This is a genomic window from Xenorhabdus budapestensis, from assembly GCF_017743015.1.
Classification (GTDB): Bacteria; Pseudomonadota; Gammaproteobacteria; order Enterobacterales; family Enterobacteriaceae; genus Xenorhabdus; species Xenorhabdus budapestensis.
In genome coordinates this window covers 3478607-3496671 of sequence record NZ_CP072455.1, presented here as the reverse complement: position 1 = coordinate 3496671, position 18065 = coordinate 3478607, and the positions used below count along the sequence as shown (strand labels likewise).

16 protein-coding genes and 1 other RNA gene are annotated in these 18065 nt (G+C 42.1%); 11 read left to right on the top strand and 6 right to left on the bottom strand.

The window, feature by feature from the left end:
- Window positions 1-173: 173 nt before the first annotated feature.
- A complete protein-coding gene (gene serA / locus HGO23_RS15360) occupies window positions 174-1415 on the top strand; it encodes a phosphoglycerate dehydrogenase (protein WP_099136376.1) in 1242 nt (413 codons plus the stop codon).
- Window positions 1416-1536: 121 nt separating this feature from the next.
- Here the strand turns inward: serA and HGO23_RS15355 are convergent, their stop codons facing one another.
- The 3 genes from HGO23_RS15355 to zapA form a co-directional block, all read right to left on the bottom strand.
- A complete protein-coding gene (locus HGO23_RS15355; RefSeq protein ID WP_209027178.1) occupies window positions 1537-2133 on the bottom strand; it encodes a 5-formyltetrahydrofolate cyclo-ligase in 597 nt (198 codons plus the stop codon).
- A gap of 49 nt (window positions 2134-2182) precedes the next feature.
- A non-coding RNA gene (gene ssrS, locus HGO23_RS15350) (6S RNA) lies at window positions 2183-2366 on the bottom strand.
- A gap of 180 nt (window positions 2367-2546) precedes the next feature.
- Window positions 2547-2855, bottom strand: a complete 309-nt coding sequence (gene zapA / locus HGO23_RS15345) for a cell division protein ZapA (RefSeq protein WP_038270060.1) — start codon at window positions 2853-2855, stop codon at window positions 2547-2549.
- A 264-nt stretch (window positions 2856-3119) separates the two neighbouring features.
- On the opposite strand from zapA, the gene HGO23_RS15340 reads away from it, so the two are divergent.
- From HGO23_RS15340 to HGO23_RS15305, 8 genes are all read left to right on the top strand, one after another.
- A complete protein-coding gene (locus HGO23_RS15340) occupies window positions 3120-3701 on the top strand; it encodes a YecA/YgfB family protein (protein WP_099136378.1) in 582 nt (193 codons plus the stop codon).
- A 44-nt stretch (window positions 3702-3745) separates the two neighbouring features.
- The gene (gene pepP, locus HGO23_RS15335; RefSeq protein WP_209027177.1) at window positions 3746-5086 is read left to right on the top strand and encodes a Xaa-Pro aminopeptidase; all 1341 of its coding nucleotides are present in this window, start codon (window positions 3746-3748) and stop codon (window positions 5084-5086) included.
- A complete protein-coding gene (ubiH, locus tag HGO23_RS15330; RefSeq protein WP_209027176.1) occupies window positions 5086-6276 on the top strand; it encodes a 2-octaprenyl-6-methoxyphenyl hydroxylase in 1191 nt (396 codons plus the stop codon). Before pepP ends, ubiH begins: the two co-directional genes overlap by 1 nt.
- 23 nt (window positions 6277-6299) lie before the next feature.
- The gene (ubiI, locus tag HGO23_RS15325; RefSeq protein ID WP_209027175.1) at window positions 6300-7532 is read left to right on the top strand and encodes an FAD-dependent 2-octaprenylphenol hydroxylase; all 1233 of its coding nucleotides are present in this window, start codon (window positions 6300-6302) and stop codon (window positions 7530-7532) included.
- A 375-nt stretch (window positions 7533-7907) separates the two neighbouring features.
- A complete protein-coding gene (gene gcvT / locus HGO23_RS15320) occupies window positions 7908-9005 on the top strand; it encodes a glycine cleavage system aminomethyltransferase GcvT (RefSeq protein WP_209027174.1) in 1098 nt (365 codons plus the stop codon).
- Window positions 9006-9051: 46 nt separating this feature from the next.
- The gene (gene gcvH / locus HGO23_RS15315) at window positions 9052-9444 is read left to right on the top strand and encodes a glycine cleavage system protein GcvH (RefSeq protein WP_099136383.1); all 393 of its coding nucleotides are present in this window, start codon (window positions 9052-9054) and stop codon (window positions 9442-9444) included.
- Window positions 9445-9545: 101 nt separating this feature from the next.
- A complete protein-coding gene (gcvP, locus tag HGO23_RS15310; protein ID WP_209027173.1) occupies window positions 9546-12422 on the top strand; it encodes an aminomethyl-transferring glycine dehydrogenase in 2877 nt (958 codons plus the stop codon).
- 137 nt (window positions 12423-12559) lie between these two features.
- On the top strand, window positions 12560-13282 hold the full coding sequence (locus tag HGO23_RS15305) for a type 1 glutamine amidotransferase (RefSeq protein WP_099136403.1): 723 nt from the start codon (window positions 12560-12562) through the stop codon (window positions 13280-13282).
- 70 nt (window positions 13283-13352) lie between these two features.
- Here HGO23_RS15305 and HGO23_RS15300 read toward each other — a convergent pair whose 3' ends face one another.
- Together HGO23_RS15300 and ygfZ are read right to left on the bottom strand one after the other, a co-directional pair.
- Window positions 13353-13961, bottom strand: a complete 609-nt coding sequence (locus HGO23_RS15300) for an HD domain-containing protein (RefSeq protein WP_099136385.1) — start codon at window positions 13959-13961, stop codon at window positions 13353-13355.
- Window positions 13962-13981: 20 nt separating this feature from the next.
- Window positions 13982-14980, bottom strand: a complete 999-nt coding sequence (gene ygfZ, locus HGO23_RS15295) for a tRNA-modifying protein YgfZ (RefSeq protein ID WP_209027172.1) — start codon at window positions 14978-14980, stop codon at window positions 13982-13984.
- A 299-nt stretch (window positions 14981-15279) separates the two neighbouring features.
- On the opposite strand from ygfZ, the gene sdhE reads away from it, so the two are divergent.
- Together sdhE and HGO23_RS15285 are read left to right on the top strand one after the other, a co-directional pair.
- On the top strand, window positions 15280-15546 hold the full coding sequence (gene sdhE, locus HGO23_RS15290; RefSeq protein WP_209027171.1) for an FAD assembly factor SdhE: 267 nt from the start codon (window positions 15280-15282) through the stop codon (window positions 15544-15546).
- Window positions 15527-15985, top strand: a complete 459-nt coding sequence (locus tag HGO23_RS15285) for a protein YgfX (protein WP_244589944.1) — start codon at window positions 15527-15529, stop codon at window positions 15983-15985. The genes sdhE and HGO23_RS15285 overlap by 20 nt, the downstream gene beginning before the upstream one ends.
- A 278-nt stretch (window positions 15986-16263) precedes the next feature.
- Here HGO23_RS15285 and HGO23_RS15280 read toward each other — a convergent pair whose 3' ends face one another.
- Entirely contained in the window at window positions 16264-17358 is a 1095-nt protein-coding gene (locus HGO23_RS15280) for a Txp40, insecticidal toxin (previously name A24tox) (protein WP_244967824.1), read from the bottom strand.
- Window positions 17359-18065 lie beyond the last annotated feature (707 nt).

Sequence of the window (18065 nt, the reverse complement as noted above, 5' to 3'; positions counted from 1 at the left end):
AACTCAAAGTTCTATATTTATCTCGTAACTAAAATTTTTACTTTGCATAACAACTTTTTTACTGTTTCTTATGCTGTTTTACAGGCAAACGATTGTATTGCTGTTGACGTTTTTTTTGTTATTTTAGTGAAACCTATCGGCATTACGAAAATTAGTACAAATAAGGCGGATAAATGGTTAAGGTATCTTTAGAAAAAGATAAAATTAAGTTTCTGTTGCTGGAAGGTGTTCATCAGAGCACAGTAGACAATTTGCGGGCAGCAGGGTACAGCAATATTGAGTATCATAAGGGCGCATTAGAACCGGAAGAACTGAAAGAAGCGATCCGCGATGCCAGATTTGTGGGGATCCGTTCCCGTACTCAGTTAACCGAAGAAATTTTTGCTGCCGCTGAAAAATTGGTTGCAGTTGGATGTTTCTGCATTGGAACTAATCAAGTTGATCTGAACGCCGCAGCAAAACGCGGTATTCCCGTATTTAACGCTCCATTCTCCAATACACGCTCAGTGGCTGAAATGGTATTGGGAGAGCTGCTGCTGCTATTGCGTCGTGTTCCAGAAGTTAATGCCAAAGCTCACAAAGGAGAATGGAACAAACAGGCTGCGGGTTGTTATGAAGCACGTGGCAAAAAATTAGGCATTATCGGTTACGGTCATATCGGTTCACAACTTAGTGTTCTGGCTGAAAATATCGGTATGAATGTCTATTTCTTTGATATTGAACATAAACTACCGCTGGGGAACGCCCAACAAGTTCATCACTTATCTGAATTGTTAAATATGAGTGATGTCGTGAGCCTGCATGTTCCTGAAACATCTTCAACTAAAAATATGATTGGTGCGGCAGAATTAGAGCGGATGAAACCAGGTTCAATTTTAATCAATGCTTCACGCGGTACTGTTATTGATATTCCTGCGTTAGTTGAAGCGCTAGAAATTGGGCACATTGCCGGCGCTGCAATTGATGTATTCCCCGTGGAGCCAGCAACCAACAACGAGCCTTTCGTCTCCCCATTAATCAAATTTGACAATGTATTGCTGACGCCACATATCGGTGGATCCACACAAGAAGCACAACAGAATATTGGTTATGAAGTCGCCGGAAAATTGGTCAAGTATTCTGACAACGGTTCTACACTGTCGGCGGTTAATTTCCCGGAAGTTTCACTGCCAGTACATGCTAAGGATACTAATCGATTACTGCACATCCATGAAAACCGTCCGGGTATCTTAACCAGCATCAACCAGGTTTTCACCGATCAGGAAATCAATATTGAAGCACAATACCTGCGTACTGAAGGTGATATTGGTTATGTGGTTATCGATATCATGACGCAAAATCCGGCCCAGGCTGAATTAGTTTTGCAACAATTGAAGGCCTTACCTGGCACGATCCGCTCCCGTCTACTTTACTAAGGCGAGCTGTACTTAAGTGAATAAGTAAGTTAGGTGAAAAACACGTAACCAAATAAAATAAGGGCTATTGAAGAAACAATAGCCTTTGGACTAATCGGCTAAACTCAATCCCCTGCAATTATTACGACCAATGCCATATTTTTTCTGGTGTGATAATTTCCGGTAACGGAATATCCCAGCTTGTGCTGGGCAGCGTATTAACGAACTGAAAATTGTGTACTAGCCCAATCGGATAAAAATTTTGCTGTTGCCATTTGGCTAGTGTTCTGTCGTAGAACCCTCCTCCCATGCCTAACCGTTGCCCTGTATGATCGAAAGCAACCAGAGGGATAAACATAATATCCAGTTCAGAGATAGGTAAAACCTGTCTGACGTCTAGTCGCGGTTCTTCTATATTAAAGTGGTTTTGGACAAGAGGAGTATCAGGTTGATAATGCAAGAATAATAGGTGATTCCGGCTGAAAGGATGCAATACCGGTAGGTAAACCTGTTTATTTTGCTGCCAAAGTTGTTGAATCAATGGACGTGTATCTAGTTCTCCATCAAAAGAGAGATACAGGGCAATTTTTTTCGCTTGGAGGATCCTTGGATGAACTATGACTCGCTCGGCAGCCTGTAGAGCAAATTGCAGTTGTTGTTCAGGGGAAAGGCTTTTACGCAGTTGTCGGATTTTTTGTCTGATGCTTTTTCGGAGAGAGAAAAAAGAATCTGATTGCATGATACCTACCTATTTAGTAGTGCAGAAAAGGATACAAAACAGATAGATAGGATTCTCCAAGATGCCGTTACAGGTGGTAACCCTTGAACCCTTGGTTCAAGGTGAACGTGGAGTCGCCCCTATTAGGCTTCTTGGTCTGGCCAAGCATGCTCACAAGGAACGGAATACCACATTCTATAGATATGAAATATCGGCTCAGGGGACTTCCCTGCACACGAACACCTCAGAGAAAATTTTTTACTACTTAAACCATTAGCAGAGAACCATTAAATCAGGAACCTACCCATTTGGTTTTAAGCAACATCATGCAACCTATTGTATGGAACTAAATGGAGAAAGCAACTGGTTATATTCATCTATCGTGACTACTGCCTGATTTATCAACAAAGATCTGTTTATTAACAGGTAGGCGGTCAGCTAATTTTGTTACCTTGCTCTAATAAGGCTTGCTCAATAGTCTGCTGGAGCATTTTAATTTTCTGTTCCATATTATAGGAATAATCACGGGTTTTCATTTTTTCTTGTGCTAACTCGTGACAGATATTCAGTGCCACAATAAAAACCAGTTGCTCAGTGTTAGTCACTCTGGTGCGTTCTTTGAGGTTATGCAAACGCTGATCAAGTTCCTCCGCCGCAGCTTGTAATGCTTCTATCTGCTCCGGTGGACAATTGACACGTAATGACCGCCCAAAAATCTGAATATCTACTGGTTGTGCAGACATGACACCTTCCTGATTTATTACTGTATCGATACCTTTGTTGATACCTTAATTCTGTTATACGTCCCTCATCTTTCAAGTTGTTATGTTATAGCTGCAACTCGAAATTTATTGGGGGTAAAAAAACATATTTTGGTATAAAAATAAGGCCGACACCAATCATTATCATACAATACCAAAAGACAACCTGATTATGTTGTCTGGTATAGCGACTCCCCTTGATGGTAGCATAGCATGAACTTATATCGCCAACGATGATCAATATACATGTCTATACAAAACTCATTACCTAATTATCAATCATTTGATGAAATTTTGCATCAACAGTCCGTTGCACTGACAGCCGCAGAAATGCATGGCTTAATAAGTGGTTTATTATGTGGTGGAAATCACGACAGTAGCTGGCAGACTCTTGTACATGATCTCACTAATGATGGCTTTGCATTTTCACAGACACTCGCACAGCCAATCAGAGAATTGTATGAAGTCACTTTCGAATCATTGGATGATAGTAACTTTAATTTTAATTTACTACTTCCTGATGATGAAGCTGGTGTCTTTGCATGTGCTGACGCGTTGGCAGGATGGGTAAACCATTTCCTGTTGGGATTGGGGGTTGTAGATCCAAAAATAACAGAAAAAAAAGAAATTCAGGAAGTTATTACTGATTTACGTAATATAGGTATGCTGGGATACGACGAAAGCGAATATCAAGAAGAGCTATCTCAGGCACTGGAAGAAGTATTGGAATATGTCCGTGTTGCAGTGCAGCTCTGTTACATTGCACTAGCGACGCCCAAAAAAGCAGGCAATACAACGAAAAAAGATGAAAAACCAACGCTGCATTGATTGGTAATTAACTAATTAATAATAACGAGATTGCAGGAGAGGGTATGACTAAACAAGAATATTTATCCCGTCGTCAGGCATTATTGTCAAAAATGGCACCAGCCAGTGCGGCCATTATTTTTGCGGCTCCGCCTGCGACACGCAACTCAGATAGTGAATATTCTTATCGTCAGCACAGTGATTTTCTTTACCTGACCGGGTTTAATGAACCAGAAGCTGTTCTTATTCTTATTAAAAGCGATGAAACTCACAACCACAGTGTGTTGTTTAATCGAGTGCGTGATCTCACCGCAGAAATCTGGTTTGGTCGTCGGCTTGGGCAGGAAGCTGCTCCAGAAAAACTGGGGGTGGATCGTGCTCTGCCATTTAATGATATTGATGAACAACTCTACCTCTTGCTGAATGGGTTAGATGTGGTTTATCACTCTCAGGGGGAATTTGAATATGCTGATAAGATCGTATTCAGTGCTCTGGATAAGTTACGTAAGAATAGTCGCCGTAATCTCAGCGCCCCATCAATAATAGCAGACTGGCGTCCATGGCTGCATGAAATGCGCTTGTTTAAATCAGAAGCTGAATTGGAAATCATGCGCAAAGCCGGGAAAATCAGTGCTCAGGCACACACCAGAGCTATGAGAAACTGCCGCCCGGATATGTTTGAATATCAGCTTGAAGCTGATATTCACCATGAATTTACTTATCACGGTGCGCGCTACCCTGCTTATAACACCATTGTTGGTACAGGAGAAAATGCTTGTATCCTGCATTACACAGAAAACGACCGTCGTATGAAAGATGGCGATTTAGTGTTGATCGATGCAGGTTGTGAATATGAAGGGTATGCGGGGGATATTACGCGGACGTTTCCGGTTAATGGCAAATTTACCCGTCCTCAACGAGAAATTTATGACATTGTGCTGAAATCCATCAATGTCTCCCTTGAACTTTATAAACCGGGTACTAGCATTCGTGAAGTGACTGAGCAGGTTGTGCGCATCATGGTTGAAGAGCTGGTTAAACTAGGCATTATGCATGGTGAAGTGGAATATTTGATCGAGACCAATGCCTATCGTCAATTTTTCATGCATGGTTTAAGTCATTGGCTGGGGCTGGATGTCCACGATGTGGGGCATTACGGTGTTGATCGTGATCGCATTCTGGAACCTGGCATGGTACTGACTGTTGAGCCGGGGCTGTATATCGCACCGGATGCTGATGTGCCGTCGGAATACCGTGGTATTGGGATCCGCATTGAAGACGATATTGTGATTACAGAATCAGGCAATGAGAATTTGACTGAGTATGTCGTTAAAGATCCTGATGAAATTGAAGCACTGATGGCACAGGCAAAACAGGGTTACAGTAATCAGGAAGTCAAGTCATAATGAGCGTGATTATCGTGGGAGGAGGGATGGCTGGTGCAACATTAGCGCTTGCTATTTCTTCTTTGAGTCGGGGGCAGTTGCAAGTCTCTTTAGTTGAAGCAGCAGAGCCAACACAGGAACATCCGGGTTTTGATGCAAGGGCGATTGCCTTAGCTTATGGTACATGTCAGCGTTTGAGCCAGATAGGTGTCTGGTCTGCACTGAAAGGTTGTGTGACCCCAATTACTCACGTTCATGTCAGTGACCGTGGTTGTAGTGGTTTTGTCAATATCCGGACTGACGATTATGACATTCCGGCATTGGGTCATGTTATTGAGCTGCACGATGCTGGAAACAGTCTGTTTGATTTATTAAGACAGGCACCTAATATCAAACTTTATTGTCCGGCTAAAGTGAATTCTGTTGAGCGGCTGGACACTTCAGTTTCTATTACCTTGAATAGTGGCGAAAAAATTACGGGAAAACTGTTGATAGCAGCGGACGGAAGCCAGTCTTCCGTAGCAAAAGCTTGTAATATCCCGTGGCAGCGGCAGGATTACGGTCAGGTTGCCATCATTGCCAATGTTCTGACATCTGAACATCCCCGAGGCCGGGCATTTGAGCGTTTTACTGAACATGGCCCATTGGCACTGTTGCCAATGTCAGAAGGGCGCAGCTCTTTAGTCTGGTGTCATCCATTGGATAAATGGGCGGAAATTAATCAGTGGGAAGATGCCGAGTTTCGCCATCAACTGCAAAAAGCGTTTGGCTGGCGGCTGGGGAAAATGTTGGAAACAGGTCAGCGGTACAGTTATCCACTGACTTTATCTACATCCAAACGGCAGATCAGCCATCGTTTGGCATTAGTAGGTAACTCATCCCAAACTCTGCATCCAATTGCAGGGCAGGGCTTTAACTTAGGTATGCGTGATGTAATGGCATTAGCTCAGGTTATTTCAGCTGCTGCGATTGAGGGGCACGATATCGGCTCTTATAACATTCTGACTCGTTACCAACAGCAACGTTTTGCAGATCGTGAGGCGACGATCGGTATTACTGATGGGTTGGTCAGGCTGTTTGCCAATGACTACTTTCCGTTGAGAATCGGACGCAATCTTGGCCTGATGGCGATGGAAATGTTGCCACTGATAAAGGGTCCATTGGCCCGACAGACATTGGGTTGGGGCGCCCATCTTTTAACGGCAGAATAAGTCAGATTAAGAGGAATAAAAACATGCAATCATTTGATGTTGTGATCGCAGGAGGCGGTATGGTTGGCCTTGCGCTGGCCTGTGGTTTACATAGTAGCGGTCTGCGCATTGCGATTGTAGAAGAGCATCCACCAACCAGCACTTTTCATGCTGATGATGAACATACGTTGCGTGTTTCTGCCATCAATGCAGCCAGTGAGCGGTTATTAACCCATCTCGGTGTCTGGCAGAAGCTCCTCGCAATGCGTGTCAGCCCTTATCAGGGAATGGAAGTCTGGGATCAGGATAGCTTCGGTCGTATTCAGTTCAATGCGGCGGAAAATGGCCTCAATCATCTTGGACATATTATTGAAAATAATGTGATCCGACAGGCTCTCTGGCAACAGGCTGAAAGTTTATCTGATGTAACCATGTTTAGCTCTGTTTCTCTTAAGAATGTTGCCTGGGGAGAAAACGAAGCCTTTATTACCCTGTCCGATGAGCGAATGCTGACTTCACGGTTAGTCGTTGGTGCAGATGGTGCTCATTCATGGCTGCGTCAGCATGCAGATATTCCACTGACTTTCTGGGATTACGAACATCATGCATTGGTCGCGACTATTCGTACTGCGGAATCTCATCAGGGCGTTGCACGCCAGGTTTTTCATGGGGATGGTATTCTTGCTTTCCTGCCACTTTCTGATCCTCATTTATGTTCTATTGTCTGGTCATTGCCTGCGGAAGCGGCGCAACAACGTAAGACAATGGAGACTGAGTTGTTTAATCGGCAATTGAGTGTCACTTTTGACATGCGATTGGGGCAGTGTGAGTTGATCAGTGACCGTCAAACTATCCCATTAATGGGACGTTATGCTCGTAATTTTGCTGCACATCGGTTAGCTTTATTGGGAGATGCAGCACACACAATCCATCCATTGGCCGGGCAAGGAGTCAATCTGGGGTTTATGGATGTAGCAGAGTTGATCGGAGAATTGAACCGATTGAACCAGCAAAGCAAAGATATCGGTCAATATCTCTATCTTGGTCGTTATGAGCGTCGCCGTAAACACAGTGCGGCTGTCATGCTGGTTGGTATGCAGGGATTTCGTCTACTATTTGATGGAAATAATCCTTTCAAGAAACTATTTCGTGATGTAGGGCTGACTTTGGCTAACAGTTTCCCCGGAGTGAAACCACAATTACTCCGTCATGCGATGGGTCTTCATGATCTGCCGGATTGGTTGATTACTCAAACCTCTTCAGTTGAAAAAATCTAATTATTTCTCTTATTTTGGATTAGTTTTTTTTATATCAGGCTAAAGTGTATTCAGTTGATTTGCTTCATGCTTTAGTCTGTTTGTAATAAAAAAAAGAATATTTTTTACATATTACTGCCATTTTTTAGCGTTCCCACACAATAAAATAGAAAAAAATTCCGCATGATAGTGAAAGGTTTTTGAAGGTATCATTGTTATGTTGATAATTTATTTTATGGTTCATTTCCATTTTCAGTGATAACTTCTAGTCCAAGGTATCGTTTGCGTTATTAACCGCTTCTTTGCTTCATGATCCAACATTTGCCGGTTAATACGCCGTATGTATGTTACTCAGATCAAGAACGTTTTCATGCTAAAAATGGAAAGAGGGAAATAATGTCAAAACACACCCCACTATATGATCAACATCTGGCATGCGGGGCACGCATGGTGGATTTTCATGGCTGGATGATGCCCCTTCACTACGGTTCACAAATCGACGAGCATCATGCGGTGCGTACTGACGCAGGTATGTTCGACGTTTCCCATATGACCATTATGGATTTGCACGGCGCAGGTTGCCGTGATTTTCTCCGTTATCTTCTGGCAAATGATATTGCTAAGCTGACTGAAAAAGGTAAGGCGCTTTATACCGGCATGCTTAATGCTTCCGGTGGTGTTATCGATGACCTGATTGTCTATTTTTTCACTGATAATTTTTATCGTATGGTCGTTAACTCGGCAACACGTGAAAAAGATTTAGCCTGGATCCAACAACATGCGGAGAAATACCCTGTTGAGATCACCGTGCGTAATGATTTGGCGTTGATTGCAGTTCAAGGACCTAACGCACAATCCAGAGTTCAGTCTTTGTTAAATAATGAGCAAAAACAATCCATTGCAGGTCTGAAACCTTTCTTTGGTGTGCAATCTGGTGACTTATTTATCGCAACTACCGGTTATACCGGTGAAGCGGGTTATGAAATTGCATTGCCTCAGGAGCAAGCTATTGATTTTTGGCAGCAGTTACTGAAAGAAGGTGTTAAACCAGCAGGACTGGGAGCACGGGATACACTGCGCCTTGAAGCTGGTATGAACCTTTATGGTCAGGAAATGGATGAATCCATCTCACCTTTGGCTGCGAATATGGGATGGACAATTGCATGGGCACCGGAAGAGCGCCAATTTATTGGCCGTGAAGCCCTGTTGAAACAGCGTGAAGCTGGGACAGAACAATTGATTGGGTTAATTATGCGTGAAAAAGGCGTCTTACGCAGTGGGTTAACGGTGAGTTTCACTGATGAAACGGGTGAAGTACGTTTTGGTATTATTACCAGTGGAACATTCTCACCCACATTAGGATTCAGTATTGCTCTTGCAAGGGTGCCGCAAGGGGTTGGAGAACAGGTGATTGTCCAGATCCGTAATCGCGAAATGCCGGTTCAGGTTGTTAAACCGGGTTTTGTCAGGCTGGGAAAATCGCTTGTAGGATGATTTTGGTCGCAACATTTTAATAAATAAAAATAAGGAGATGGAACCGATGAGTCATGTACCAACTGAGTTAAAATATACCGAATCACACGAATGGATTCGTTCTGAAGGAAATGGCGAATATACCGTGGGTATTACCGAACATGCCCAGCAATTATTGGGTGATATGGTATTTGTTGACTTGCCTGACATCGGAGCGGTCGTAAACAGCGGTGATGATTGTGCAGTCGTTGAATCAGTCAAGGCAGCTTCCGATATTTACGCACCACTGAGTGGTGAAGTTATCGCCGTCAACCCAGCTTTAGAAGGTTCGCCCGAATTAGTGAATAGCGAACCTTATAACGAAGGCTGGTTATTCCGCATCAAGGTTACTGATGAAAGTGAATTGACCAACCTGCTGGATGCAGAAAGTTATCGGTCACTATTGGAAGAAGAAGAGTAAGTAATCACCGCCCCACATCATCAACGTCGCCGACGTTACACAGTGAGTGGGGCGTTTTTTATATGTGCCGTTTTTTAGCTTGTTTCAGGAAATTATTATCAATGATCCAGACTCTAATCCAACTTGAAAATCAAGGTGAATTCATTCGTCGCCACATTGGTTCCTCTGCTGAACAGCAAAAAGAAATGCTGGCAATGGTTGGCTCGAACTCTCTTGACGATCTCACTAATAAAATTGTTCCCTGTGATATCGCATTGCCAGAGCCACCCGCAGTAGGTGAAGGTGCAACAGAGCAACAGGCACTGGCTGAACTGAAAGCAATAGCGGGTCAGAACAAACGTTATCAATCTTATATCGGTATGGGGTATGCTCCCGCAATACTACCGTCGGTTATCCTGCGTAATTTACTGGAGAATCCCGGTTGGTACACAGCATATACGCCTTACCAGCCTGAAGTTTCTCAAGGGAGATTAGAAGCCTTGCTGAACTTCCAGCAAGTCACCATCGATCTGACCGGATTAGATCTTGCTTCAGCATCACTGTTGGATGAAGCCACCGCAGCAGCCGAAGCGATGGCAATGGCAAAACGGGTTAGCAAACTGAAGAATGCGGAGCGTTTCTTCGTAGCTGATGATATTCATCCACAGGTATTAGATGTGGTGCGTACACGAGCGGCAACATTTGGGTTTGATGTTATTGTTGATAAAGCAGAAAGAGTACTGGAACTAGAGGGTGTTTTTGGTGTTTTGCTGCAACAAGTTGGTACTACAGGTCAGATCCATGATTACAGCGATCTTATCGCAAAACTGAAACAGCAAAACATCATTGTCAGCGTTGCCGCTGATATTATGGCACTGGTTATGCTGACTGCGCCGGGCAAACAAGGCGCTGATATTGTCTTTGGTTCAGCACAACGTTTTGGTGTCCCTATGGGATACGGCGGTCCGCATGCTGCATTCTTTGCTTGCCGTGACGAATATAAACGCTCAATGCCGGGTCGTATTATAGGTGTTTCCCGCGATGCCGCTGGCAACCGGGCATTGCGTATGGCGATGCAAACACGTGAACAGCATATTCGCCGTGAAAAGGCGAATTCCAATATTTGTACTTCACAGGTATTACTAGCGAATATTGCTGGTATGTATGCGGTTTACCACGGTGCTGAAGGTCTGAAAAGAATTGCGGGGCGCATTCACCGATTGACTGACATTTTAGCTGCTGGTCTACAAAAAGCGGGCATAACGCTGCGTCACAAAACATGGTTTGATACATTGGCTGTAGAAGTCATCGATAAGGCATCAGTACTGGCACGAGCGGAAAAAGCACAAATCAACTTACGTACTGATATTCTTGGTGCTGTTGGCGTGTCATTGAGTGAAAAAACCAGTCGTGAAGACTTGATAACCTTGTATCAAGTTTTAACTGGTTCTGAAACCGTGTTAGATGTTGATGTTCTTGATAGTGAAGTATCAGGGAACAGCCAATCCATACCGGCTTCAATGCTGCGCGATGATGAAATTCTGACACATGATACCTTCCGCCGTTATCATAGCGAAACAGATATGATGCGCTATATGCATAGTCTGGAACGTAAAGATCTGGCACTGAATCAGGCGATGATCCCACTAGGATCATGCACAATGAAACTGAATGCGGCCGCTGAACTCATACCAATCACATGGCCTGAATTTACTGACCTGCATCCTTTCTGTCCGTCAGAACAAGCACAGGGTTATCAACAATTGATTAGCCAGCTCTCACATTGGCTGGTATTACTGACAGGATACGATGCAGTATCTATGCAGCCAAACTCTGGTGCCCAAGGAGAATATTCTGGTTTACTGGCTATTCGTCATTACTATGCCAGCCGCGGTGAACAACACCGTCATATCTGCCTGATCCCAAGCTCAGCCCACGGCACAAACCCTGCATCTGCACATATGGCAGGCATGACAGTGGTTGTGGTGAATTGTGATAAAGAAGGCAATATCGATCTGACAGACCTGCGTGAAAAAGCGGAAAAACACCATGATGAATTGGCTTGTATCATGGTTACCTATCCATCAACCCACGGTGTATATGAAGAAACCATCCGCCAGATTTGTGACATTATTCATCAAAATGGTGGGCAGGTTTATCTTGATGGTGCAAATATGAATGCTCAGGTTGGGATCACAACTCCGGGCTTTATTGGTGCTGATGTTTCACACCTGAACCTGCATAAAACTTTCTGCATTCCGCATGGTGGTGGTGGTCCGGGTATGGGGCCGATTGGTGTGAAAAAACACCTTGCCCCTTTCCTTCCGGGGCATACCGTGGTGGAAATGGGGTCATTAACCACATCAGGTGCAGTATCGGCCGCACCATTTGGCAGTGCGTCTATTCTGCCGATTAGCTGGATGTACATCCGCATGATGGGGGCAAAAGGGTTGAAACAAGCTAGTCAGGCTGCGATCTTGAATGCAAACTACATCGCAGCTCGTCTGAAAGACGCTTATGAAATCCTTTATACCGGCCGCGATGGTTATGTTGCCCATGAGTGTATTTTGGATATTCGCCCACTGAAAGAAGAATTTGGTATTAGTGAAATGGATATCGCCAAGCGTTTGATTGACTATGGCTTCCATGCACCCACTATGTCATTCCCTGTCGTTGGAACTCTGATGGTTGAGCCAACAGAATCAGAAAGTAAGATCGAAATTGATCGTTTTATTGATGCGATGCTGGCAATCCGCGGAGAAATCAAAAAAGTGGCGGAAGGTGACTGGCCACTGGAAGATAACCCGCTGGTGAATGCACCACATATTCAGACTGAGCTGATTACTGACTGGGACCATGCGTATAGCCGTGAAATTGCCGTTTTCCCGACAGCAGAGACAAAAGCAAATAAATATTGGCCGACGGTGAAACGTCTTGATGATGTGTATGGGGATCGTAACTTGCATTGTTCCTGTGTACCGATTGAAGATTATCGGTAATCATGGTGTCGCTAATTGATTTAGAATAAAATCGATTGGAAATAAAAGCAGTGTTGAGAGTCATCTCACACTGCTTTTTTATATCAGCTAGAGACATCCGCTGGAATAATTCAATCCTTTTCTAAGGTGATAAAGTGATAAGAATCCATTTTGTAGTACATGAATATTTTGAAGCACCTGGGGCATATGAAGATTGGGCTAACGCAAGAGGATATCAGACTACATTTTCACGGACTTATCTTGGAGATAAATTACCAGATTCAGTTGAGGGTATTGATTTCCTGATAGTTATGGGAGGGCCGCAAAGCCCTGCAACCACAACGACTGACTGTGCACATTTTGATGCAGCAGCGGAAAAGCAACTTATTGTAAAAGCGATTGCATCAGATAAGATAGTTATTGGTGTCTGTCTTGGCGCACAGTTAATTGGAGAAGCATTGGGGGCTGCTTTTGAGCATAGTCCTGAGAAAGAAATAGGAAAGTATCCAATTATGCTTACTGCGGAAGGTTTAAAAAATGATAAATTTACTCATTTCGGTGAACTTCTTGAAGTTGGGCATTGGCATAACGATATGCCGGGTTTGACCCAGGATGCAAAGATTATCGCTTTTAGTGAAGGTTGCCCCAGACAGATCATTGAATACCAAAGTCTGGTTTATGCTTTCCAGTGTCATATGGAGCTGACTACAGAGGTAGTTGAATTGCTTATTCAAAATTCAGAAAAAGACCTTAGTAAAGCGGATGAGCATACATTTGTTCAAACACCAGAAATATTACGCTCCCATGATTATAGTGAGATGAATAATAAATTATTTGTTTTTCTTGATAAATTGGCTAACCAATATATAAATTTGAATTGATTGATATAATCGTCACGACGGTTTTTAAGTCGTGACGGTAAACTGAACGATTTTAATTGGGGATAGAGGATTATTCCTTCAACCAACCTTTTTCTCTTGCTGCTTCCAGTTGTGGTAGCAAATATTTCCAAAATTCAGGGTAACTTTCAGAAATAAACTGGAGCAGGTTAAAGACTTGTTCAAAACGAATATTATTTTCTACCCAACTCTGACCATTATTATGCAGATTCATAAATACTGGCATGACCCTGTCGAGCATTTTGGCGAAACGCGCTTCAGGTGTTTCACCGTCTTCATATTCGTGCCAAAGGGCCAGAAAATAATCTCTCTGCGTTTCTGGCAGTAAGCCGAAAATACGCTTGGCAGCTTGCACTTCTTGCTCGTGGATAGCTTCACGGGCGGCTAAATCAAACGCGATAACATCCCCGGCATCGATTTCCACAATATCGTGAATCAATGCCATCTGTATAACACGGCTGATATTTACCTCTCCGGCATAAGGGGCAAAACTGATAACTGCAAGAGCAAAGTGCCAGCTATGTTCCGCAGAATTTTCATTGCGCTGATTGTTCAGGATTTTCGTTTTACGATGGACATATTTTAATTTATCCAGCTCCATGATAAAGGAGATAACATCGGTAAACGGGCCGAAATTAACAGGAGATACATTTGATGACATAAAAAACTAAACCTCAAATATTATTTTTCTTCCAATGAATAAGGCAGTGTCTGAATAGAAAGAGAATGCCCTTCATCGTTGCGAATACGGAATACATTATCTGCTTCCATATCATTGCTCATAACGATCTGCACCCAAACGGAGCCATCAGCCAATTTGACCGCAGCGAGAACTGAGCCAGTCCGGCGCCATTTATCGCCTAACTGCCACTCCAGTTCATCACCGGCTACAGGAAGAGAAGATGCGCTACCTGCCAGCCAATACATGGCCCGCTTATTAACACCGCGATATTTAGCACGTGCTACCATTTCCTGACCGGCATAGCAGCCTTTTTTGAAACTGATACTGTCTTTGATGGCCTGAAGATTAGTAGCTTGTGGAATAAATTGTGTACTGTTTGCTCCATCAATTACGGGGAACCCTGCTTCAATCTCTAGCGCCAGCCACTGTTGGCTATCGTTCAATTGTGCCTGAAATTTTTCAACTAACACTTCTGCTAATTTGGTTGCAGTAGTGCTATCTGTAACTAAAAGAAAACGTTCTGTAGGGAGAGAGAAATGAAGAATAGTTGTTGTTTCATGTTGGATAACTGCTGTTTCTGCGTCAGGTAAAATGGGGAAAAGTGTTGCCAGTGCTTCCCGGCTTCCCGCTCCGGCAATACCAAGTAAGATACTTTTTTCATCTTTGGCAAAGGCCACTTTGGAGAATACCGCATATTTTTTCAATTCAGTCAGTTGTATATCCAATACCGAACGACGTTCAATATAGGCAAAACCTTCTCCACGATGAAACAGTCGCAGGTTGCTCCACATCTTTCCTTTGGCATCACAGTGGGCGCATAGTACATGTTGATTTACATCCAGGGAATTAATATCTGCTGTCATCTGACCTTGCAGATATTTTTCTGTATCAGCCCCGGTTACAGTAGCCATTGCCCAATCATCAAGGGAAATTAACGTCAGTGGAAGTATTGTGGAAGATAATAGAGATTGTGCAGAAAACGGAATTTGGTAAGCCATAACAGCTCCTGCCATAAACTATCTGAGAAATAACGTTAATGGTAAAAGAGATGAAGCTCAATGCAAAGGAGTTATTCTTTTATTTGCTGGTTGAAGGTTTATTGGCTGATTGTAGCGATACATTTTATTGCGATACTCTTCGCATATTGTAGAGATACCAACAGTTCAATCGTTGCCAATGATGAAAAACAGCCCAGAATCATTGATAATTACAGGCTTTTACTGTAACAGGTTTTTACAGTGATAAAGCATTGCCGTCCCAATGGCACGAATGAAAATAATCAAGAGGCTTTTTAAACATGGATATTGACAATAAAGCGCGTATTCACTGGGCATGTCGTCGCGGGATGCGTGAACTGGATATTTCTATCATGCCATTTTTTGAATATGAATATGACTTGTTGAGTGATGATGAAAAACGCATTTTTGTTCGTTTGCTGGAATGTCCAGATCCTGATCTTTTCAATTGGCTGATGAATCATGGCCGCCCGGAAGATGAGGAGCTTTTTAACATGGTGCAATTGATTCAAAGCAGAAACCAAGCTCGTGGCCCTGTGGCACAGTGAACTGAGAGTATCCCTCCGAACCCGCCTGTTTTCCTCTGGCGTGCATGGAGTGATAGCCCTAGCTGCTCTATTAGCACCGTGGTTTGCCAATAGTTTTTATGTCTGGCTTCTGCTGCCGATCATTATCTCCATAGTGGCGAGTTGGATAAGGAGCCAGAGAAATATCATGCAGTGTCAGGGAAAACTAATACTGTTTCGTGGCAATAAAGTGCATTGGCAAAAAGAAAGATGGAAAATGACTCAGCCACCGTGGCTTAGCCGTTATGGAATAATGCTCACACTACGTGCCTTTGAGCAAACGGAAAGTTTCTGCCTCCCGTCTAATATTCGATTATGGGTAGCATCGGATAGTGTGTCGGTTGAAGCTTGGCGTAGTTTTAGCCAGATTATGCGTAGTACAGAATTGTGGAAAGAAAAGGTAAAGGCAGAAAGATCATGAGAATCTGACTGTCTTATTCTTGTGTGGGGAATCTGTTGTGGCTAAGAAATGGATATGTCACTGCTGGACTAGCGAATGGCAATAAGCTGTTTTATTAGCGAATTCGGTGACCGTCTGGACGGTCACCTCTAGAAAAGGCATTTACACAAAATGCAATACAGGCTCCATTAGCCACGTCAACCACGTTGCCTATTTTTACCACCCATTTTTTACACCCAGTACAATAGAATTGTAACCTTCACATTTATCTCACCTCTTATCACCATCTATAAATCAGGCTACAAATTTTTATAATGAGTTCCAACACTTTGAATCTCAATTATTTTGTCAGTGTCATTTTTGATGAATGTTACCCTGTGTTCTTGGCTTAGCCTTATACTAAATAAATCTCTACCTTGCAGTTTTTCGAAGTTACTGCCGTTTGCTGTACCAATGTTTTTTGCTGCTGTAATTGGATCATTACCCTTTTGCACCTCTTTTATAAAGGAGCTATATTTTTGTTTTGCAGCGTCGTCCATATTAGCAAATCCATTCTTGGATTTGTTATCTCTAAGTTTTTGCAAACTAACTTTCCATTTAGACGGTGCTGTTGTGGACGATGCTGCTGAACCCAATTTAGGTGCTTTTGTTGGGCCTGCCAGATAACCTATCCTGCCATCAGGTAATTTCTGAGGTGGTCGAAAGAAAGGCTGAGAAAGTTTTTTTCTCCCAATATAATTCTCTAATGATTTAGTTTCTAGTCTATTGTAAAAATTTCTTGAAAAAATCCTCTTTCCTAGTGATGTTGCAGCAGATAAGATAAATAAAAAATCAATTAATTTAAAAAATCTTGTGGCGTTTGATTGTTGATTTTCCTCCAGTGGGATTTCTTGTGAAGCAAAGAAATAGAGTGCTAATAATTTATCTTCATCTAAATAATCACTCAATGGCTTATTTTCAAGGTCAGGAACATCCCAGATATTTTCAGGATATTCACCTTCAAAATCCAGTTCGTTCTGGAGAAATCCATTTGCCATATCTTTAGAAATTTGATCACCATTCTCACCCAATAGTGCAGATGAAAGATTAGGCATATATTCTTGAAAAATTCTCTCTGCAGTATCTTTATGATAATAGTAACCTGGAAGTTGAGATACATTATGAATACCACTTACCGCTAAAGCATATGCTAATATTGTTCTTTTAGCTCGAAATTCCTTTGTAGATGTTGATGTATAACTTCCATCTTCTTCTTGCCTAAAGTTTAGTACACGTATTATTTCGTTCGCTATTTGCTTTTCAACGGGTAGATAATCTTCACCTCTATCATCAGGAGTTAATTGTATTACACTCGAAGTTGTTACGGATTTTATAACCATTGTATTTTCAACCATTGTACTTTCCCATTATGTTGGTACTTATTGAAATAACTACTAATATAAATTGCAGCGCTGATTTCCACTGTTACGGTTTCTTGACTGCTTTAATTAAATTATCAAGTTTATTTGCTCTCGATAATATCCTTACAAATACTTCGGATAATTGAGATGCTAATATCTTAATAATAAGTAACTATATAATCATTTTCTATGATTATGAATAAATATAAAAAACATTTGTTTATATGACCGTTAGACATATAGATAACATAGCACTTTTATAGTGTCAAGCACTGCTAAGTGACTTGATTTTGATTATATTATAGGCATGAATGATTCGATTTTAATTAAATCTCTGTGGCCTGAGCCAGTTTATCAGGACTCTTTTAGAGGCAACTGTAGCGAATGAAACAGCATTAGCTCTATATATTTTGTTTTAGTGGTGTTTCTAATGATAATGAAAAATAAAGTAAAAAAGATAAAATTACGCGATGTAGTTTTGATATTAAATTTTTTCCATCAATATTGTACGGAATTTCTGACAAATATGTTGGCGTACATGTTGTTAAATTTTTTTTAAATTGTTGTTGGTTTTAATTATAAAATAATTTAAGCGTTAGCACATATTTCTCAATTTTTTATGGTAGTAAATTAATTTTGCAAATAGGATTTACATTTTATTATATATTTACTAGTTATAAATTAATGCCAATTTATTTATG

Coding starts and splice junctions, on each gene's coding strand:
- gcvT (WP_209027174.1), top strand. CDS start 7,908: ATGTCAAAACACACCCCACTATATGATCAACATCTGGCATGCGGGGCA.
- zapA (WP_038270060.1), bottom strand. CDS start 2,855: ATGTCTGCACAACCAGTAGATATTCAGATTTTTGGGCGGTCATTACGT.
- HGO23_RS15280 (WP_244967824.1), bottom strand. CDS start 17,358: ATGGTTGAAAATACAATGGTTATAAAATCCGTAACAACTTCGAGTGTA.
- gcvH (WP_099136383.1), top strand. CDS start 9,052: ATGAGTCATGTACCAACTGAGTTAAAATATACCGAATCACACGAATGG.
- HGO23_RS15340 (WP_099136378.1), top strand. CDS start 3,120: ATGTCTATACAAAACTCATTACCTAATTATCAATCATTTGATGAAATT.
- ubiH (WP_209027176.1), top strand. CDS start 5,086: ATGAGCGTGATTATCGTGGGAGGAGGGATGGCTGGTGCAACATTAGCG.
- ygfZ (WP_209027172.1), bottom strand. CDS start 14,980: ATGGCTTACCAAATTCCGTTTTCTGCACAATCTCTATTATCTTCCACA.
- sdhE (WP_209027171.1), top strand. CDS start 15,280: ATGGATATTGACAATAAAGCGCGTATTCACTGGGCATGTCGTCGCGGG.
- gcvP (WP_209027173.1), top strand. CDS start 9,546: ATGATCCAGACTCTAATCCAACTTGAAAATCAAGGTGAATTCATTCGT.
- serA (WP_099136376.1), top strand. CDS start 174: ATGGTTAAGGTATCTTTAGAAAAAGATAAAATTAAGTTTCTGTTGCTG.
- HGO23_RS15300 (WP_099136385.1), bottom strand. CDS start 13,961: ATGTCATCAAATGTATCTCCTGTTAATTTCGGCCCGTTTACCGATGTT.
- ubiI (WP_209027175.1), top strand. CDS start 6,300: ATGCAATCATTTGATGTTGTGATCGCAGGAGGCGGTATGGTTGGCCTT.
- HGO23_RS15355 (WP_209027178.1), bottom strand. CDS start 2,133: ATGCAATCAGATTCTTTTTTCTCTCTCCGAAAAAGCATCAGACAAAAA.
- pepP (WP_209027177.1), top strand. CDS start 3,746: ATGACTAAACAAGAATATTTATCCCGTCGTCAGGCATTATTGTCAAAA.